Origin of the sequence: Streptomyces sp. col6 (assembly GCF_008042035.1) — a bacterium.
In the GTDB taxonomy this organism is placed as follows: domain Bacteria; phylum Actinomycetota; class Actinomycetes; order Streptomycetales; family Streptomycetaceae; genus Streptomyces.
Genome location: NZ_RDBL01000013.1, coordinates 1483773 through 1501595, shown reverse-complemented (window position 1 = coordinate 1501595; position 17823 = coordinate 1483773). Strand labels below are relative to the sequence as shown.

General features: G+C 72.8%; 17 protein-coding genes. 8 read left to right on the top strand and 9 right to left on the bottom strand.

The window, feature by feature from the left end; translation table 11 throughout:
- Positions 1-163: 163 nt before the first annotated feature.
- Together EAO73_RS23540 and EAO73_RS23535 are read right to left on the bottom strand one after the other, a co-directional pair.
- The gene (locus EAO73_RS23540) at positions 164-1585 is read right to left on the bottom strand and encodes a HEAT repeat domain-containing protein (protein WP_147973439.1); all 1422 of its coding nucleotides are present in this window, start codon (positions 1583-1585) and stop codon (positions 164-166) included.
- 219 nt (positions 1586-1804) lie between these two features.
- Positions 1805-2197: an ankyrin repeat domain-containing protein gene (locus tag EAO73_RS23535; RefSeq protein WP_147973438.1), complete on the bottom strand. Its 393-nt coding sequence runs from the start codon at positions 2195-2197 to the stop codon at positions 1805-1807.
- Between the two features lie 243 nt (positions 2198-2440).
- Between EAO73_RS23535 and EAO73_RS23530 the strand changes: the two genes are divergently transcribed.
- The gene (locus EAO73_RS23530) at positions 2441-2635 is read left to right on the top strand and encodes a hypothetical protein (protein ID WP_018103962.1); all 195 of its coding nucleotides are present in this window, start codon (positions 2441-2443) and stop codon (positions 2633-2635) included.
- A 44-nt stretch (positions 2636-2679) separates the two neighbouring features.
- The gene (locus EAO73_RS23525; RefSeq protein WP_147973437.1) at positions 2680-4296 is read left to right on the top strand and encodes a hypothetical protein; all 1617 of its coding nucleotides are present in this window, start codon (positions 2680-2682) and stop codon (positions 4294-4296) included.
- A 76-nt stretch (positions 4297-4372) separates the two neighbouring features.
- Here the strand turns inward: EAO73_RS23525 and EAO73_RS23520 are convergent, their stop codons facing one another.
- A complete protein-coding gene (locus EAO73_RS23520) occupies positions 4373-5872 on the bottom strand; it encodes a PLP-dependent aminotransferase family protein (RefSeq protein WP_147973436.1) in 1500 nt (499 codons plus the stop codon).
- 102 nt (positions 5873-5974) lie between these two features.
- Between EAO73_RS23520 and EAO73_RS23515 the strand changes: the two genes are divergently transcribed.
- From EAO73_RS23515 to EAO73_RS23500, 4 genes are all read left to right on the top strand, one after another.
- Positions 5975-6637, top strand: coding sequence for a YczE/YyaS/YitT family protein (locus EAO73_RS23515; protein WP_147973435.1), 663 nt, complete (start codon positions 5975-5977; stop codon positions 6635-6637).
- The gene (locus EAO73_RS23510; protein ID WP_147973434.1) at positions 6634-7398 is read left to right on the top strand and encodes a glycerophosphodiester phosphodiesterase; all 765 of its coding nucleotides are present in this window, start codon (positions 6634-6636) and stop codon (positions 7396-7398) included. The genes EAO73_RS23515 and EAO73_RS23510 overlap by 4 nt, the downstream gene beginning before the upstream one ends.
- Positions 7399-7449: 51 nt before the next feature.
- Positions 7450-8853, top strand: a complete 1404-nt coding sequence (locus tag EAO73_RS23505) for an MFS transporter (RefSeq protein WP_147973433.1) — start codon at positions 7450-7452, stop codon at positions 8851-8853.
- A 274-nt stretch (positions 8854-9127) separates the two neighbouring features.
- A complete protein-coding gene (locus EAO73_RS23500) occupies positions 9128-9502 on the top strand; it encodes an RNA polymerase-binding protein RbpA (protein WP_003959706.1) in 375 nt (124 codons plus the stop codon).
- A 96-nt stretch (positions 9503-9598) separates the two neighbouring features.
- Here EAO73_RS23500 and fxsA read toward each other — a convergent pair whose 3' ends face one another.
- The 4 genes from fxsA to EAO73_RS23480 form a co-directional block, all read right to left on the bottom strand.
- A complete protein-coding gene (gene fxsA / locus EAO73_RS23495; RefSeq protein ID WP_147973432.1) occupies positions 9599-10189 on the bottom strand; it encodes an FxsA family membrane protein in 591 nt (196 codons plus the stop codon).
- A 55-nt stretch (positions 10190-10244) separates the two neighbouring features.
- Positions 10245-11012 carry a polyprenol monophosphomannose synthase gene (locus EAO73_RS23490; protein ID WP_147973431.1) on the bottom strand — a complete coding sequence of 256 codons (768 nt, stop codon included), beginning with the start codon at positions 11010-11012 and terminating at the stop codon, positions 10245-10247.
- A 527-nt stretch (positions 11013-11539) separates the two neighbouring features.
- On the bottom strand, positions 11540-13180 hold the full coding sequence (locus tag EAO73_RS23485; protein ID WP_147973430.1) for an amidohydrolase: 1641 nt from the start codon (positions 13178-13180) through the stop codon (positions 11540-11542).
- A gap of 46 nt (positions 13181-13226) precedes the next feature.
- A complete protein-coding gene (locus EAO73_RS23480; protein WP_018103953.1) occupies positions 13227-13667 on the bottom strand; it encodes an Lrp/AsnC family transcriptional regulator in 441 nt (146 codons plus the stop codon).
- A gap of 202 nt (positions 13668-13869) precedes the next feature.
- On the opposite strand from EAO73_RS23480, the gene EAO73_RS23475 reads away from it, so the two are divergent.
- Positions 13870-14265 (top strand): hypothetical protein, encoded by a 396-nt coding sequence (locus EAO73_RS23475; protein WP_147973429.1) that lies wholly within the window; start codon positions 13870-13872, stop codon positions 14263-14265.
- Positions 14266-14669: 404 nt separating this feature from the next.
- Here the strand turns inward: EAO73_RS23475 and EAO73_RS23465 are convergent, their stop codons facing one another.
- On the bottom strand, positions 14670-15842 hold the full coding sequence (locus tag EAO73_RS23465) for an acyl-CoA dehydrogenase family protein (RefSeq protein WP_147973428.1): 1173 nt from the start codon (positions 15840-15842) through the stop codon (positions 14670-14672).
- A 383-nt stretch (positions 15843-16225) separates the two neighbouring features.
- Here EAO73_RS23465 and EAO73_RS23460 point away from each other — a divergent pair, with 383 nt between their 5' ends.
- A complete protein-coding gene (locus EAO73_RS23460; RefSeq protein ID WP_147973427.1) occupies positions 16226-17500 on the top strand; it encodes a glycoside hydrolase family 18 protein in 1275 nt (424 codons plus the stop codon).
- Between the two features lie 71 nt (positions 17501-17571).
- Here EAO73_RS23460 and EAO73_RS23455 read toward each other — a convergent pair whose 3' ends face one another.
- On the bottom strand, positions 17572-17721 hold the full coding sequence (locus tag EAO73_RS23455) for an SCO1431 family membrane protein (protein ID WP_147973426.1): 150 nt from the start codon (positions 17719-17721) through the stop codon (positions 17572-17574).
- Positions 17722-17823: the final 102 nt, after the last annotated feature.

The window sequence follows — 17823 nt, the reverse complement described above, 5'->3', positions numbered from 1 at the left end:
AGGGCGCGGCGCGTCCGTGGGCCGGCGCGGGTCCCGACGGGTGGTGTGCCGGGAGCGGGGCGGTGCACGGCCGCGGTGGGCCGGGCGGGGTGGAGCGGCGCGCCCCCGACGCGCTGCTTCCTGCGGGGCCGTGTGCGGCCCCCGTACGGACGGTGTCCGGCGGTCAGACGGCCGGGGCGTCCGGGCCGATCCTGCTGCGTACCGCCGACTGGACCTCGGCCTCCTCGGCGGGGTCGGCGGCCAGTCGGCGCAGCCGCTCCGCCACGCGCAGATCACCGGTCTCGGCGTGGAGCGCGGCGACCTCGCGGGTTGTCTCCTCGCAGTCCCACAGGCACTCGACGGCGAAGCCGGTGGCGAAGGACGGGTCGGTGGCGGCCAGGGCGCGGGCGGTACGTCCGCGCAGCTGGGAGGAGGACGTCTCCCGGTAGATGTGGCGCAGTACGGGTGCGGCGCAGGCGATACCCAGCCGGCCGGCGCCGTCGACGAGTGGCCACAGCCGTGGCGCGTCGGGTCCGTCGCCGCGTACGGCGTCGCGCAGGGCGCCGAGCACTGCGGACGCGTCCTGCGGACCGCCGCGTCCGGCCAGCACTCCGGCCGCCGAGGCGCCGAGCGCGTCGGGCCTGCGGGCCCAGCGGCGGGCCCGGTCCACGGCGTCCTCGCCGCACATGCGCTCGAAGGCGGTGACGGCCGCTTCGGCGACGGGCCCCCGGGGTTCGGTGGCGGCGGCCTCGATGAGGTCGAGCACGACGGGGTCGCGGACCTCGGCGGCGAGATAGTGGAGCGCGGCGCAGCGGGCGGCGTCGGGGCCGCTGCGGGCGGCCTCGACGATCTCGGGCCGGTCCTCGGGGCCGGCCACGGCGGCGAGGCAGCGGGCGGCCGGGACGTGCAGGGTGCTACCGCGCTCCAGCCCCTGGTGCGCCCAGTCGAAGACCGCCTGGACGCTCCAGCCGGGCCGGGGGCCGCCGGGGCGCATCTGGCGCTGCCAGCGGTCGAAGGAGCCCTGTTCGGAGGCGGCCCGGACGCGGGCGCCGACCGCCTCGCGCGGATCGTCGGCCCACAGGCGCCAGGGGCGGGGCTCGTAGGCGTCCCGCACGGTGGCGGCCAGTTCGGCGCGGCCCTCGGGGTCGTCGGGGAAGCGGGCGAGCACGGGTTCGGCGAGGGAGCGCAGTCCCGCGTCGTCGTCGCGCAGGGCCAGCTCGTCGAGGGCCCAGGCCCAGTTGGAGCCGGTCGCGGTGTAGCGCCGCAGCACGGCGAGGGCGTCGCCGCGCCCGTAGGAGGCGAGGTGACCGAGGACGGACAGGGCGAGGCCCGTGCGTGAGTCGTCCGTGTCGAGGTGGTCCTCGGGGTCGGACAGGTGCCGCTCGATCTCCTCGACCCCGCCGTCGAGGTCGAGGTAGAGGCGTGCGTAGTACAGGGAGCGGTTCTCTGCCTGCCAGTCGTGGCGGGGGTCGCTCAGGACGCAGTGGTTGAGAGCCGCCAGGGCCTCGGAGCGCGGTGCGGCGAGCGCGTGGAGCGTGCCGTCGCCGCGGCCTCTCTGCAGCAGGCCGAGCAGGGTGCCGCTCGGCGCTATGAACGGATCAAACATGGGGAAAGCCTCACATCAAGCTGTCGACGCAACCGGGACTGTGCAGTTCCATGTGCCGGGTAAGCACTAGGCCGCGCAGCAACATGATTCGCCGACCGCCGTCTTCTGCCTGGTGTAGAGCATCTTCCTCTGCCTCTCGTCGGGTGACCCTGATCGGGCCCGCGACGTCATGATGACCCAGCCATTTCGCCACCGCGACCACATTTACGGCGAACCCGTTCAGCGGGCGCCGAAGAGTTCCAGCAGGTCGTCCTTGCCGAACATGCGCGCGGTGTCCACCGCGGAGGGCGTTCCGGCCGCCGGATCGGCCCCGGCGTCGAGCAGGGCGCGGACCACCGCTTCCTCCCCCTTGAAGACCGCGCCGGCGAGCGGCGTCTGACCCCGGTCGTTCGCCCGGTCCGGGTCGGCGCCGCGGGCGGCGAGGGCCGTGACCGCGGGGGCGTGCCCGTGGTAGGCGGCGAGCATCAGGAGCGTGTCGCCCCGGTCGTTGGTGAGGTTGGCGGGCACCCCGGCGTCCACATAGGCGGCCAGGGCGTCGGTGTCGCCGCCGCGCGCCAGGTCGAACACCTTGGAGGCCAGCTCCACCACCGCGGGATCGGGGGTTTCGCTCATCGGGGTACCGCCTTCCTTGACCGTTCGCGCCACCGCCGGCGGCCGGGACGTGCACGGCGGGGGCCGTGCGAGTGAACCGACAGGGTACTGCCCGTACGCGTGTGTGATCCGGTCCGGACCACATGTCCGCCAATCGAGTGGATAATCACCCTTTTCACCCGATTACGCCTTTTATCTTATGGATACTTGGGGTGAGCCTGGAAGGACTCATGGTGACTGTCCCCCCAACCAGGAGAACCACTCATGATCCTTTCCATGTCAGGCGTCGTCATCCTCGGCATCATCGTCTTCCTGTTCTTCAGGAAGGACGGCCTCAAGGCATCGCACGCCCTGGTCACCGCCCTGTTCGGCTTCTACCTGGCCGGTACCGCCATCGCACCGAGCATCACCGCGGGCGGAGCGAGCCTGGCCGGACTCCTGGGCGGAATCAAGTTCTGACCCTCCGCCCCCGCACCGGCCTTCAGGAGACACAGGAGACAGACGTGGCCCGGCGACCACTCCCCCGCATTCTGAGCAGCGGCAGCGCTTCGATCACCCGCAGTCGGGAGATCGCGCGCACGGCCGCCGACAGCGCCACCGACGTGCTCCATCCCCTGATCACGCTCACGCGTGGTCTGCGGATGCTGGCCGGCGCAGGACGGCACAAGTGGGCCGCGACGCCCAAGGACCGGCGTGGTCCCACGCTGTTCCTCGTCGCGGCCTGCGTACTCGTGGTCGCGCTCATCCCGTACGGGCCGCTGCTGGCCCTCGTCACGGTGATGGGCGCCGCCGCATGGAAGGGACGGGACCGCACCCCCGTCAGAACCGGCCCCGACGAGGCGGAGACCGCCCGGCTGCGGGCCCTGTACGAGGCGCTCGTGCCGTACTTCTCCACGGCCGAGGACCCCGCCCCGCTCTTCAGCCACGGCGGCGAGTGGGAGAAGGTCTTCAGCGACTACGCGTTCGACGGCGACGGCCGCGTCTCGCGCCTCCAGGTCGCGTATCCCGCGTACTTCACCGACAGCGAGCCCGAGTCCCGGGCCCGGATCGAACAGCTGCTGCACGCCAAGTCGGGCCGCGGCCGGGAGTACCACTTCGCCTGGGACGAGGAGGGCAACCGGCTCGTGATGAGCGTGCTCGACGCCCTGCCCACCTCACTCACCGCACAGCGCTTCGTCACCGCCCCCGGCGAGACCGTCCTCGGCTTCACGGACGAGGACGCGGTGCGGCGCACCGTCCCGGTCAGCGACGGCGACGGCGGCCGGGACGCTCCCGGCGTCGTCTGGCGTACCGGTGCCCGCTCCACCGAACCGCACCTGCTCGTCGCGGGGCAGCCCGGCAGCGGCACCACCAGCCTGCTGCGGTCCATCGCCCTCCAGGCGCTCCAGCACGGCGACATCCTGATCGTCGAGGGCAGCGGCACCGGCGAGTACGCCTGCTTCACCGGGCGCGAAGGCGTCCTGGCCGTCGAGTGCGGACCGGCCGGCGCCCTGTCGACCCTGGAGTGGGCGGCCAACGAGACGGAACGCCGGCTGATCGACGCGAACCGCGCCCGGCAGGCCGGCGACCCGGTCCCCGAGGACCTCACGCGCCCGCTGTGGATCCTGCTGGACCGCCCCAGCGCGCTCGCCCGGCCGGCCGGAGACGGATCGCCCGGTGTACCGGAGCTGCTCCAGGTCCCGCTGCGGCACGGCCGGGCCGCCCATGTGGTCGTGGTGCTGGCCGAGGCGTTCGACCACCTCGACGGCCTCGGCGAGACCGTGCTCACGCACACCAGGGCCCGGGTGGCGCTCGGCCACTGCACCGCCGGGCAGATCGAGTCGGTGCTCGGCACGGGGCCGCACACCACGCCTCCGCCGGACGTCCCGCCCGGCCGCGGCTACGCCCGGTTCGGCGCGGGACCGGTCCTGCGCATCCAGGTCCCCGCCACGCCCGACCCGTACGACGACGCCACCAGCGACGCGCAGCGCGCGGCGGTGCTGAGCCTGCTGCCCGAGCGGCGCACGGCGGTCGAGGCGGGCGCGCCGGAGCCGGCGTCCCTGGAGGAGGAAACGGTGGGCGTCGGGATCGAGCCCATGGGCGCGCCGGTGGGGGTGGAGGCCGTCGCGGTCAGCGACTGAGACCGCGGATACGTCCGAGGAGGGCCCGGCACGCGTGCCGGGCCCTCCTCGGACGTCCGYGGCCGGTTCGTGGGCGTCAGGCCACGAACGTGCGCGGCGCCTCCATGCCCGCGCCCGCGCCCGCCCCGACCAGGCGGGCGGCCTGGGCGAGCCGCTGGGCCGCCTCCTCCGCCACCGGCCCGCCGACCGTGAACGGGAGCCGTACGTAGCCCTCGAAAGCGCCGTCGACGCCGAACCGGGGTCCCGAGGGCACGCGTACCCCGACTCCTTCCCCGGCGACCGCGAGCCGCGAGCCGGAGAGGCCGCCGGTGCGCACCCAGAGCGTGAGCCCGCCGGCCGGCACGGAGAACTCCCACTCCGGCAGCTCCCGGCGCACGGCCGCGACGAGCGCGTCGCGGTTCTCCCGGGCCTGCTCCCGGCGCAGCCGCACGGCCTCCTCCCAGCCACCGGTCCGCATCAGCCAGTTGACCGCCAGCTGTTCGAGGACCGGGGTGCCCATGTCGGCGTACGCGCGAGCGGCGACCAGGCTGCGGATCACATCGGGCGCGGCCCGTACCCAGCCGATCCGCATGCCGGCCCAGAACGCCTTGCTGGCCGAGCCCACGGTGAGGACCGTGCTGCCCGCCGGGTCGAACGCGCAGACCGGGCGCGGCATCGCCACGTCGTCGTCGAGGTGCAGCTCCCGCATCGTCTCGTCGACGACCAGGACCGTGCCGGCCGAGCGCGCGGCGTCCACCAGCGCCCGTCGGCGGTCCTCGCCGGCCAGCGCGCCGGTGGGGTTGTGGAAGTCCGCGACGACGTAGGCGAGCCGGGGCGCCGCGTCCCGCAGGACCTGGCGCCAGCGGTTCAGGTCCCAGCCGCCGAGCCCCTCCTCCATGGCCACCGGCACCAGCCGGGCGCCCGCCTCCCGCATCAGCTGGAGGATGTTGGCGTAGCTCGGCGACTCCACCGCGATCCGCTCGCCGCGGCCGGCGAAGAGGTGGCAGATGGCGTCGATCGCGCCCATCGCACCGGTGGTGACCATGATCTGCTCGGGCATGGTCGGGATGCCGTCGGCGGTGTAGCGGTCGGCGATCATCTGACGCAGGGCGGGCAGCCCGGCGGGGTAGTCGCCGTGGGTGTGCGCGTACGGCGGCAGCTCCTCCAGGGCGCCCTGGACGGCCCGGGTCAGCCAGGGCTCGGGGGCCGGCAGCGAGGCGCAGCCCAGGTCGATCATGGAGCCCAGGGCCTCGGGCGGCAGCGGTTCCAGACCGCGCGCGGGCAGCGGGTTGCCCGCCGGGACCGCCGTCCAGCTGCCGGCGCCGCGCCGGGACTCCAGGAAGCCCTCGGCCCGCAGCGCCTCGTAGGCGGCGGCGACCGTGGTGCGGCTGACGGCGAGGGCGACGGCCAGCTCGCGTTCGGCCGGGAGGCGGGCGGCGACCGCGACCCGGCCCTCCAGGACGAGCAGCCGGATGCCGTCGGCGAGCGCGCGGTAGGCGGGCGGGCGGCGGCTGCCGGGGCCCAGCGGCCGCTGCTGCTGGGCCCGGAGCTGCCGGGCCAGCTGTGCCGCTCCCACCGCCGAAGTCCACTGCGCCATGAGAATCAGTCCACCTTTCTCGGATTGGCCATGGTTGGCGGCCAATCGCCTGCCACAGAGTGACACGGAGCAGTCCAACACCACCACTCCAGGGGGCACACCTTGTCCAAGACCCTCGTCCCGCAGGGGGCGCACCTGACCCGACGGCTGGTCCAGCTGTACGCGGGGCTCGCGCTCTACGGGGCGAGCTCGGCCCTGCTGGTCGTCGCCGGTCTCGGCCTGGAGCCGTGGGGCGTGCTGCACCAGGGGCTCGCGGAGCGGACCGGGATCAGCATCGGAGTGGTCTCGATCATCATCGGCGCGGTCGTGCTGCTGCTGTGGATCCCGCTGCGCCAGCGGCCGGGCCTGGGCACGGTCTCGAACGTGTTCGCCGTGGGGATCGCGATGGACGGCACGCTCGCCCTGGTCCCCGAGGTGCACGGTCTCGTGGCGCGGGCCGGTGTGATGGCCGCGGGAATCGTCCTGAACGGGGTGGCGACGGGCCTCTACATCAGCGCCCGGTTCGGCCCCGGCCCCCGGGACGGCCTGATGACCGGGCTGCACCGGCGGACCGGCCGGTCGATCCGGCTGGTGCGCACGGCCATCGAGATCGCCGTCGTGGTCACCGGATTCGTGCTCGGCGGCTCCCTCGGCGTCGGTACGGTCCTGTACGCCGTGGCCATCGGACCGCTGGCCCAGGTCTTCCTGCGCGTCTTCGCGATCCCCGAGGCCGGGGAGACCTCGGCGGGGAGCCCGGCGCCCCGGCAGTCCATACTGCGGCGGTGACTTCCGAACGCCACCCCTATCTGGACCATCCCGCGCCGCTCGCGTTCGCGCACCGGGGCGGCGCGGCGGACGGGATCGAGAACACGGCGGCCGCCTTCCGCCGCGCCGCCGACGCCGGGTACCGCTACTTCGAGACCGATGTGCACGCCTCGGCGGACGGCCGCCTGGTGGCCTTCCACGACGCCACGCTGGACCGGGTGACGGACGCCCGGGGCCGGCTGGCGGAGCTGCCGTGGAGCGAGATACGCCGGGCCCGGGTCGCCGGGCGTGAGCCGCTGCCGCTGTTCGAGGAGCTGCTGGAGGCGTTCCCCGGGGCCCGGTGGAACGTGGACATCAAGGCGGAGGCCGCCCTGGAGCCGCTGGTGGAGCTGGTCCGCGCGACGGGCTCCTGGGACCGGGTGTGCGTCGGCTCGTTCTCCGAGGCGCGGGTCGCCAGGGCGCACCGGCTGGCCGGCCCGCGCCTGGCCACCTCGTACGGCGTGCGCGGTGTCCTCGGGCTGCGGCTGCGGTCGTACGGCATCCCGGCGGCGCTGCGGGCCGGGGCGGTGTGCGCGCAGGTGCCGGAGAGCCAGAACGGCGTCCGGGTCGTCGACCGGCGCTTCGTGCGTGCGGCCCATGCGCGGGGGCTCCAGGTGCACGTGTGGACGGTGAACGATCCGGAGCGGATGGCCGCGCTCCTGGACCTCGGCGTGGATGGCATCATGACCGATCACATCGAGACGCTGCGCTCGGTGCTGAGCGAGCGGGGGGCCTGGGCCTGACCCGCCGCCGGCCCGGGTGACGTCTTCACGGGGACATTTCCAGGGGGCACCATGACGGCCGAGACCGCAGACACCGCCGAACCGGCCGACGGCACGACCGGCCCCGGCGCGGACGGCGCGGCCGAGCGGCGCAGGGAACAGCGCGGCTGGTACTTCTACGACTTCGCGTGCTCCGTCTACTCGACGAGCGTCCTCACGGTCTTCCTCGGCCCCTATCTGACCTCGGTCGCCAAGGCGGCGGCGGACGCCGACGGCTTCGTCCACCCGCTCGGCATCCCCGTCCGCGCCGGATCGCTGTTCGCGTACGCGGTCTCCGCCTCGCTCGTCCTGGCGATCGTCCTGATGCCCGTGGTGGGCGCGGCCGCCGACCGTACGGGACGCAAGAAACCGCTCCTCGCGGCGGCGGCGTACACCGGAGCGGCCGCGACGACGGCGATGTTCTTCGTGGGCGGCCACCGCTATCTGCTCGGCGCCTTCCTGCTCATCGTGGCGAACGCCGCAACGGCGGTGGCGACGATGCTCTACAACGCCTATCTGCCGCAGATAGCGGAGCCCGACGAGCGCGACGACGTCTCCTCGCGGGGCTGGGCGTTCGGCTACACCTCCGGGGCGCTGGTCCTGGTCCTCAACCTGATCCTGTACTCGGGTCACGACTCCTTCGGCCTCTCCGAGTCCCAGGCGGTACGGATCTGCCTGGCCTCGGCGGGCGTGTGGTGGGCCGTCTTCACGGTCATCCCGCTGCGCCGGCTGCGCGACCGGGCTCTGGGGAAGGGCGGCCGGAGCGGGGAGGGCACGGGCGGCCGGGGCGCGGCGGGCTCGGGCTGGCGGCAGCTGCGGGCCACGCTGGCCGACATGCGGCGCCATCCGCTGACCCTGTCCTTCCTGCTCGCCTATCTGGTCTACAACGACGGCGTGCAGACCGTGATCTCGCAGGCGTCGGTGTACGGCTCCGAGGAACTGGACCTCGGCCAGTCGACGCTGATCACGGCGGTGCTGCTGGTGCAGGTGCTGGCGGTCGCCGGGGCGCTGGCGATGGGCCGGATGGCCCGCGTGTACGGCGCGAAGCGCACGATCCTGGGCTCGCTGGCCGTGTGGACGCTGATCCTGGTCGCCGGATACTTCCTGCCGGCCGGCTCGCCCGTCTTCTTCTACCTGCTGGCGGCGGCCATCGGTCTGGTGCTCGGCGGCAGCCAGGCGCTGTCGCGTTCGCTGTTCTCGCACCTGGTGCCGCGAGGCAAGGAAGCCGAGTACTTCTCGGCGTACGAGATGAGCGACCGGGGGCTGAGCTGGCTGGGACCCCTGGTGTTCGGTCTCGCCTATCAGCTGACCGGCAGCTACCGGGACGCGATCATCTCGCTGGTGGTCTTCTTCGTGGTCGGTTCGGTGCTGCTGGCCCGGGTGCCGCTGAGGCGCGCGGTGGCGGCGGCGGGAAACCCCGTACCCGAGCGGATTTAGACGTTGAAGTAAAAGGCCGGTAGTGTACGCCTTTGGCCTGCCCCGGGTGACCGTAACTGCGAGTGGAAGTCTCCGAACCGTTGGGTGACATCTTCCGTCAAAGGTGACAAACCGGGTATGGGCGGGTACCTGAACCCTGGGAAACCTGAAAATCAGCGGTACGACGGGCGACGCATGACCGGCAACGGGAATCTTTGCCGCCGACCGGACGTTGACCGATTGACGACGACAGCGACACCTGTCCTGTGGGCGACAAGCCCGGGAGGCACGATTCATGAGTGAGCGAGCTCTCCGCGGCACGCGACTCGTGGTTACCAGCTACGAGACGGACCGCGGCATCGATCTGGCCCCGCGCCAGGCGGTGGAGTACGCATGCCAGAACGGACATCGATTCGAGATGCCGTTCTCGGTAGAGGCGGAAATTCCGCCGGAGTGGGAGTGCAAGGCGTGCGGCGCCCAGGCACTCCTGGTGGACGGGGACGGCCCCGAGGAGAAGAAGGGCAAGCCTGCGCGTACGCACTGGGACATGCTCATGGAGCGGCGTACGCGCGAGGAGCTGGAGGAGGTGCTGGCCGAACGGCTGGCGGTCCTGCGCTCCGGCGCGATGAACATCGCTGTGCACCCCCGGGACAGCAGGAAGTCTGCTTGACCGGCTAGCACGGCACGGAAACGAAGCCGCGGGCCCCGACACGCTGTGCGTGCGGGGCCCGCGGCTTCGTCGTGTAGCGGGGGGCGTCCTGAGAGGTCAGGGCGTCAGCGGGGGGCGGGGCTCGTCGTTCGGGCCCCGGTTGTCGGGGGGCGTGTCGTCGCGGATGACCTCGCCCTGGACGACCTTGCCGTCGGGGCGGTGGATACGGGCCTGCTGGAAAGCATCCGAGAAGCCGCCGGGAGCCGCCGTGCGCATGCGCCGGTCCAGCGAGCGCTCCGCGTACCGGCTGAGTGCCGTGCGGACCGGCGGCACCAGGAGCAGGAGCCCGGCCACGTCCGAGATCAGGCCGGGGATCATGATGAGCAGTCCGCCGAGCATCAGGAAGCCGTTGCCCCGGCCGCTCTCGGGAGTGGCGGGCGAGGAGCCGTCCGCGCCCGCCTGCCCAGGCATCCGCTGCAGCGTCTCCGTGAGATTGCGGAACGCGCGGCGGCCCGCGCTCTTGATCACCGCGGCGCCGAGGACGATCCCGGCGGCCAGCAGGATCACCACGGTCAGCCCGCCGGCGACGTCCGCCACCAGGATCAGCAGCCAGATCTCCAGCACCGCCCAGGCGGCGACGGCGAGAGGTACGAAGGTCCGGGCGCGCGAGCGCCTGCGGGCGGTCGGAGGCGGTGTGCCGGTCGTCATGCCCCCAGTGTGCCTGGCCACGCGTCCGTACGCCGTAAGGGGGTGGCCCGCGGACTCAGGTCGTACGGCGGCCGAGCACCTTGTTCGTCCGGGTGGTGACGCCCCAGGCGGTCACCCGCCACAGCGCCTCGACCAGAATGTCCTTGCTCATCTTGGAGTCGCCGACCTCGCGGTCCACGAAGGTGATCGGCACCTCGACCACGTGGAAGCCGGCCTCGATCGCGCGGCGGGCCAGGTCGACCTGGAAGCAGTAGCCCTGCGAGGCGACCTCGTCCAGGCCGATGCCCTTGAGGGTCTCGGTACGGAAGGCCCGGTAGCCGCCGGTGACGTCCCGGGTCCGCAGCCCCAGCATGAGGCGCGAGTAGGTGCTGCCGCCGCGCGAGATGAACTCGCGGGACTTCGGCCAGTTCACCACCCGGCCGCCGGGCACCCAGCGGGAACCGAGGACCAGGTCCGCGCCCTTGAGCGCGGTGAGCAGCCGGGGCAGCTCCTCGGGCTGGTGGGAGCCGTCGGCGTCCATCTCGACGAGGACGCCGTAGTCGTGCTCCATGCCCCAGCGGAAGCCGGCGAGGTAGGCCGCGCCGAGCCCCTCCTTGCCCTTGCGGTGCAGGACGTGGACGTGGTCGTCGGCGGCGGCCAGCTCGTCGGCGAGCTCGCCCGTGCCGTCGGGGCTGTTGTCGTCGGCGACCAGGACGTGGGCGTCCGGCACGGCGGCGCGCACCCGGTTCACGATCGGCTTGATGTTCTCGGCCTCGTCGTAGGTCGGGATGATCACCAGGACACTGCCGAGCGGGCCGAATTGCCGCTGACCGCCGTCGTTCACTTACTGCCCCTCACGTCCGTACGCAGATGCACACCATATCGATCGCGGCGGCGCGGAATACCGACCCGGTCGGGGTGGCGCGGGAGCCGCCGGGGACAGAAGAGCGGAATCAGGGACAGAAGTGCGGATCGGGGCCCGGTGTCCTTCGGGCCGACCTGGGACCCGCTGGCTGCGGGTCGACCTAGAGCCGTTGTCTACTGAACGTCCGGGCCCCACCCGGGTCGCACCCTCCGTCCGGCTGAAACCTTCCCTCGCCCCCGAGGCGCGGGCGCTGAACCTGGCTGTCAGTGGTGGTGCGCCGGTGCGGCACACCACCCCGTGACCCAGCGGCGTTCGACGACTGCGTGGAGGTTTCACCGGTCGGACGTCCTGTGGTGGACTCGGCCGAACCTACCGGCCGATGGCCGCATTCTGTCAATAGTTGCCTGACCTGCGTCGATTACCGAAATTGCCTGGTCAGTCCCGAAGATCCCCAGGTGGCGGAAGAGCCGGGGCGCCTTCGATCGGCGGAGCGGAGGATCCGCACGTCACTCGTTCGGCCTTACGTAGACAGTTTGTCCGAGGACGACCGTGCGCAGGCAGACCGGGAGGTCGGCGCCGGGGCTGAGGTCGGGCAGCCCGGGTGTCCCGGACCGGGGGTCGGTCGACCAGCGCGCCACCCGGTCGTCCGGAGCCTGGACCAGCAGCTCGTCGGTGCGCCAGACCGCGTAGTCGGCCGGGGCGCCGGGCACCAGGGTCCCCGCGTCGTCCCGGCCCATGGCGCGCCAGCCGCCCCGGGTGTGCGCGGTGAAGCCCGCCCGCACGGAGACGCGGTGATCGAGCGTCCGGTGGAAGGCGGCGGCCCGTACGGTCCCCCACGGGTCCAGCGGGGTCACCGGGCTGTCGGAGCCGAAGGCGAGGGGCACACCGGCCCGCAGGAGGGCCGCGTACGGGTTGAGGCCGGCGGCCCGCCCGGCACCCAGGCGCTCGGCGTACATGCCCTCCTCGCCGCCCCACGCGGCGTCGAAGGCGGGCTGCACCGAGGCGGTGAGGCCCAACTCCGCGAACGCGGCGATCGTCTCGGGGGTCAGCATCTCCGCGTGCTCGACGCGGTGCCGGGCGGCGCGCACCCGGCCGACGCCCACCTTCTCGGCGGCGGCCCTGACGCCGTCGACGACCGCCGAGAGGGCCGCGTCGCCGATGGCGTGGAAGCCCGCCTGGAGTCCGGCCTCGGTGCAGGCGGCGACATGGGCCGCGATCTGCCCGGCGTCCAGGTGGGCGGTGCCGGTGTGCGGGGCGTCGGCGTACGGCTCGTGCAGGCAGGCGGTGTGCGAGCCGAGCGAACCGTCCACGAAGAGGTCACCGGCCGCGCCGACGGCGCCGAGCTCCCGGACGCGCCGGGCGTCCTTCTCGTCGGCCACCTGCTGGGCCCAGTAGCCGAAGACCCGGGGGCCGGGCTGCTCGGCGGCGAGCTTCAGCAGCCCGGTGAAGTCCTCCTCGTCGGAGATGTCGGGCCCGCCGCACTCGTGGACCGTGCCGATGCCCAGGGACGCGGCGTGGCGCAGGGCGGCCCGCTGGGCGTCGGCGCGCTGGGCGGGCGGCACGGCGTCGTGGGCGGCCGCGCGCACGGCGTGGTGGGCGGCGCCGGTCAGCGGGCCCTCGGGGTGGTAGCCGGCCATCGCGGTGACACCGGGGACAAGGTCGAGCAGGGCGGTGGTGACGACCGCCGAGTGCACGTCGATCCGGGGCAGGTAGACGGGCCGGCCGGCCGCCGCCTCGTCGAGCTCGGCGCGCGAGGGCGGGCGCCGCTCGGGCCAGCGCGTGGCGTCCCAGCCGTGGCCGAGGACGACCCGTCCCGCGGGGTGGGCGGCGACGTGGGCGCGGACCAGGGCGAGGGCGTCGCCCAGGGTGCGGGCGTCGGAGAGGTCGAGCCCGGTGAGGGCCAGGCCGGTCGACGTGGTGTGGACGTGCGCGTCGGTGAACGCGGGGGTGACCAGGGCCCCTTCGAGGTCGATCACCTCGTCGACGCCGCTCGCGAAGGCGTCGGCGGCCCCTTCGGAGCCCACCCAGGCGACATGGCCCCGTTCGACCACCATGGCGGTGGCGAAGGGGTCGGCTGGGCTGTGGACGTCTCCACCGCGCAGCAGCACGGTGCGGTGTTCGCTCTGGGGGGCGGTGCTCTCGGTCATGGGGACCAGTCTCCCGCCTGCCGGACCCGCCCCCGTGCGCGCCCCCTCAGATCTGCGGCGGGCGTGCCTCGTACGGGGTCGACAGGACGACCGTGGTGCGGGTGGAGACACCGGCGAGGGAGCGGATGCGGGTGAGCAGGTTCTCCAGCTCCAGCGGGGTCGCCACGCGCACCTTGAGGATGTAGTTCTCGTCCCCCGCGACGCTGTGGCACGCCTCCAGCTCGGGGACGCCGGCGAGCCGTTCGGCGATGTCGTCCGGTGCGCTCGGATCGAAGGGCTTGACCGAGATGAACGCGGTCAGCGGCAGGCCGACCGCCTCCGGGTCGACGACCGCGGCATAGCCGCGGATCACCCCGCGCTGCTCCAGCCTGCGGACGCGCTGATGAACCGCCGAGGTGGACAGGCCGGTGGCCTTGCCCAGGTCGGTGTAGCTCATCCGCCCGTCCTTGACGAGCAACTCCACGATGTGACGGTCCAGCTCCTCCATATGGATCAATCTATGGCCATCAGTCGCTCCCGGCACAGCCGCCCAGCCCTTGGGACGGCACCTGCGCCGGGCATGTGACCAACGCCACAGGTTTACGCAACAGTAGGGGGACACGGAACGGTTACGGCCGATCGGTGGCGGGAAGTGCTTGCTGTGGCCGAGGCCACAGCGTCATGTCGGCCCATCCGAGGGGGGATTTCCCATGCCAAGCCTGAAGCTCACCGGACGTATCGAACCGGAGCCCGTTGATCCGTTCGACGACGCCGCTTCCGACGCGTACGACACGTTCGAGATGTACCGGGTCGTCTGCCCAGACTGCGCGCGGCCCATCGCGCTCCTGGCGGACGAGGACGTGCTCCCGGAGCACGCGCTGTGCCCGTCCCCGTGGAACCCATTCGTGCTCACCGTGTGCCCCGGTACGGGGCGTGCCGCCGGGGCGCGGCCCGAGGAGGCCGACGGCGTGCAGGAGCAGGAGACGGCGCTGCTGCTGACACTCCCTCAGGGGCTCGACTGGCGGACACAGCCCTTCTCGCACGCCGGTGGTCCGGGATCCCGCCCGATCCGGGTGCCCCGTCAGACCCGGCGCGAGGCCGCCTGAGCCTCCTCTTCCCGAACGTGCGGCCGGGGTGCGCGAGCGGCCCGGCAGCCGGTGGGAACCGGGTGAACACGCGCCCGAATCGCACAGCCAGTGACCCGGCCGCCTGCTGCGGCGTTGGCCCGGTATGACCCTGCTGCACTCCACGGCCGGCCCCGGTCGCCGCCGTCTCGCCGCTCCGGCTCCCGCCTCCGAAGAATCGGTTCCGCAGCCCGGTTCCGTACCGGCGTCCCAGTCCGAGGCGCCGCGCTCGGCGCCGCGCGCGGTGCCGCACTCGAGCGATCCGCCGATCTACCGGGCGCTGCTGCGGCACTGGGAGAGCACGGGGCGGACCCTGCCGGGCCGCCATGACCAGGACTGGAACCGGATCATGACGACGCCCGTGTGGTCGGAGCGGCCGTTGCGGGTCAGCGGGACTCAGGGCCCGCGAGGTGCCGGGCGATGACCATCCGCTGAATCTGGTTGGTGCCCTCGACGATCTGGAGCACCTTGGCCTCGCGCATGAGGCGCTCGACGGGGAAGTCCTGCGTGTAGCCGTAGCCGCCGAGCACCTGGACGGCGTCGACGGTCACCTGCATCGCGGTGTCCGTGCAGAAGAGCTTGGCCATGGCGGCCTGGCGCGAGAAGGGGCGGCCGGCGTCCCTCAGCCGGGCGGCCTCCAGGTAGAGCGCGCGGCCGGCCTCGATCCGGGTGGCCATGTCGGCGAGCATGAACCGCAGCCCCTGGAAGTCCGCGATGGGCCGGCCGAACTGCTCGCGGCCGGTGGCATAGCCCAGAGCCTCGTTCAGCGCGGCCTGGGCCACGCCGATGGCGCAGGCGGCGATGCCGAGCCGGCCGGAGTCGAGGGCGGACAGGGCGATCGCGAAGCCCTGGCCCTCGTCGCCGATCCGCCGCGTGTCCGGCACGCGCACCCCGTCGAAGTGCAGCTGGGCGGTGGGCGAGCCCTTCATGCCCATCTTCTTCTCGGGGACGGCCGCGCTCAGGCCCGCGGCGTCGCCGGGGACGAGGAAGGCGGTGATGCCCCGGGCGCCCTCTGCGCCCGTGCGGGCCAGCACCGTGTAGAAGTCGGCGATGCCGCCGTGCGTGATCCAGGCCTTGGTGCCGGTGAGGACCCAGTCGTCGCCGTCCCGTACGGCCTTGGTGCGCAGCGAGGCCGCGTCGGAGCCGGACGCGGGCTCGGACAGGCAGTAGGCGCCGAGCAGACCGCCGGAGAGCATCGCCGGGAGGTGTTCGGTCCGCTGGTCCTTGGTGCCGTAGCCGGCGAGCGCGTGACAGGCGAGGGAGTGGACGCTGACGCCGAGTCCGACGGTGAGCCGGGCGGCGGCGAGCTCCTCCAGGACCTGGAGGTAGACCTCGTAGGGCTGGTCGCCGCCGCCGTGCTCGGAGTCGTAGGGCAGGCCGAGCAGGCCGGACTCGGAGAGCAGGGTGAAGACCTCGCGGGGGAAGCGGCCCGCTTCCTCCTCCTCGGCCGCCCGCGGCGCGATCTCCCGCTGGACGATGTCGCGCACGAGGTCGATGAGCTGGCTGGACTCCTCGGTGGGCAGACGGCGTTCGACCCACTGCGGGGCACGGTCGGACATGACGGCGCTCTCCTCCCTGTCGGGCGTTGCGGCGGTCGCGCGCGCGGGGTGTGAGCGGCGCCGCCGGGGGGATCTCCGGGCGATGCCCGAAATCACTGCTGCCCAGCCGATGTTGCCCTCCCGGATTACGAGAGGCGCAGGCAGGCGGCTGTGGCGGGTCGAGTATGCCCGATCGGACGGTATCCGTCACCGGTTGACCGGACATACGGATCAACGGACCCCGGGAGGCGCGGAGATCATCGAATTGGTCCGAACCATTGACCCGACTGGTCTAGTCCATCTACGGTTCCCAGCGAACCGGCTTTCCGCGTTCATGCCAACCACGTACGAGCGCGGAAGACCGGTCGTCCACTGGCACGTCCCCTCCCCCACGAGGAGCAACCATGACCGGACTGCATCGCCCGGGAGCCCGGCTCCGGGCTGTCGCCGCCGCCGCGTGTACCGCCGCCCTGGGTGCGGCCCTGCTCGGCGTCGCCGGCACCGGATCCGCCGGCGCGGCCCCCGCCACGCCCCGGGCCGCCGCACCGGCAGCAGCGCCCGCCGCCCCCACAGCGGCCGGCGACAAGGTGGTCGGATACTTCACCAACTGGGGTGTCTACCAGCGCAATTACCACGTCAAGAACATCGAGACCTCGGGCTCGGCCGACAAGCTCACGCACATCAACTACGCCTTCGGCAACGTCCAGGGCGGCAAGTGCACCGTCGGCGACTCGTACGCGGACTACGAGAAGGCGTACACCGCCGACCAGTCCGTCGACGGTGTCGCCGACACCTGGGACCAGGAACTGCGGGGCAACTTCAACCAGCTGCGCAAGCTGAAGAAGCTGCACCCGGACCTCAAGGTGATCTGGTCCTTCGGCGGCTGGACCTGGTCCGGCGGGTTCGGTGAGGCCGCGAAGAACCCGGCCGCGTTCGCCGAGTCCTGCTACAACCTGGTCGAGGACCCCCGCTGGGCCGATGTCTTCGACGGCATCGACATCGACTGGGAGTACCCCAACGCCTGCGGCCTGACCTGTGACACCAGCGGCCGGGACGCCTACGGCAACCTGCTGTCGGCGCTGCGTTCCAAGTTCGGCGGCGACAACCTGGTCACCTCGGCGATCAGCGCGGACGGTTCGGACGGCGGCAAGCTGGACGCCGTCGACTACGGCGGCGCGGCACAGTACGTCGACTGGTACAACCCGATGACGTACGACTTCTTCGGCGCCTGGGACGCGAAGGGCCCGACCGCCCCGCACTCCCCGCTCACCTCCTACGAGGGCATCCCGAAGGAGGGCTTCAACAGCGAGGCGGCCATCGACAAGCTGAAGGCGCAGGGCGTCCCGGCCTCGAAGCTGCTGCTGGGTATCGGCTTCTACGGCCGCGGCTGGACCGGCGTCACCCAGGACGCGCCGGGCGGTACGGCGACCGGCGCCGCGCCGGGTACGTACGAGGCGGGCATCGAGGACTACAAGGTCCTCAAGAACAGCTGCCCCACCACCGGCACCGTCGCCGGCACCGCGTACGCCCACTGCGGCACCAACTGGTGGAGCTACGACACCCCCGCCACCATCGGCACCAAGATGGCGTACAAGGACCAGCAGGGTCTGGGCGGCACCTTCTTCTGGGAGCTGAGCGGTGACACCACCGACGGCGAACTGATCAAGGCGATCCACTGACCTCGTAGCACGCCGCACAGGCGGGGGCGGGGAGCCGGCAGGACTCCCCGCCCCCGCCGGGCGCGCAGGGCTCAGAGCAGGCCGAGCTGGGTGACGAGCATGGCGACGACGACCACGAGGGTCCAGCCGAGTACGTGCTCCAGCAGCTTGGGGCCGTCGTCGGGGCCGCCGGTACGGGCGCGGCGGCGGGCGGCGGTGAGGGGGGCGGCAGTCGCGCTCATGGCATCTCGTTCGGTCGGCCGGCAGAAGAGGTACCCAGCACCCGGCCGGGACCCGACCACAGTGCCAGCCCGGTGGGCCCCTGGGTAGAGATGTCCGTCACT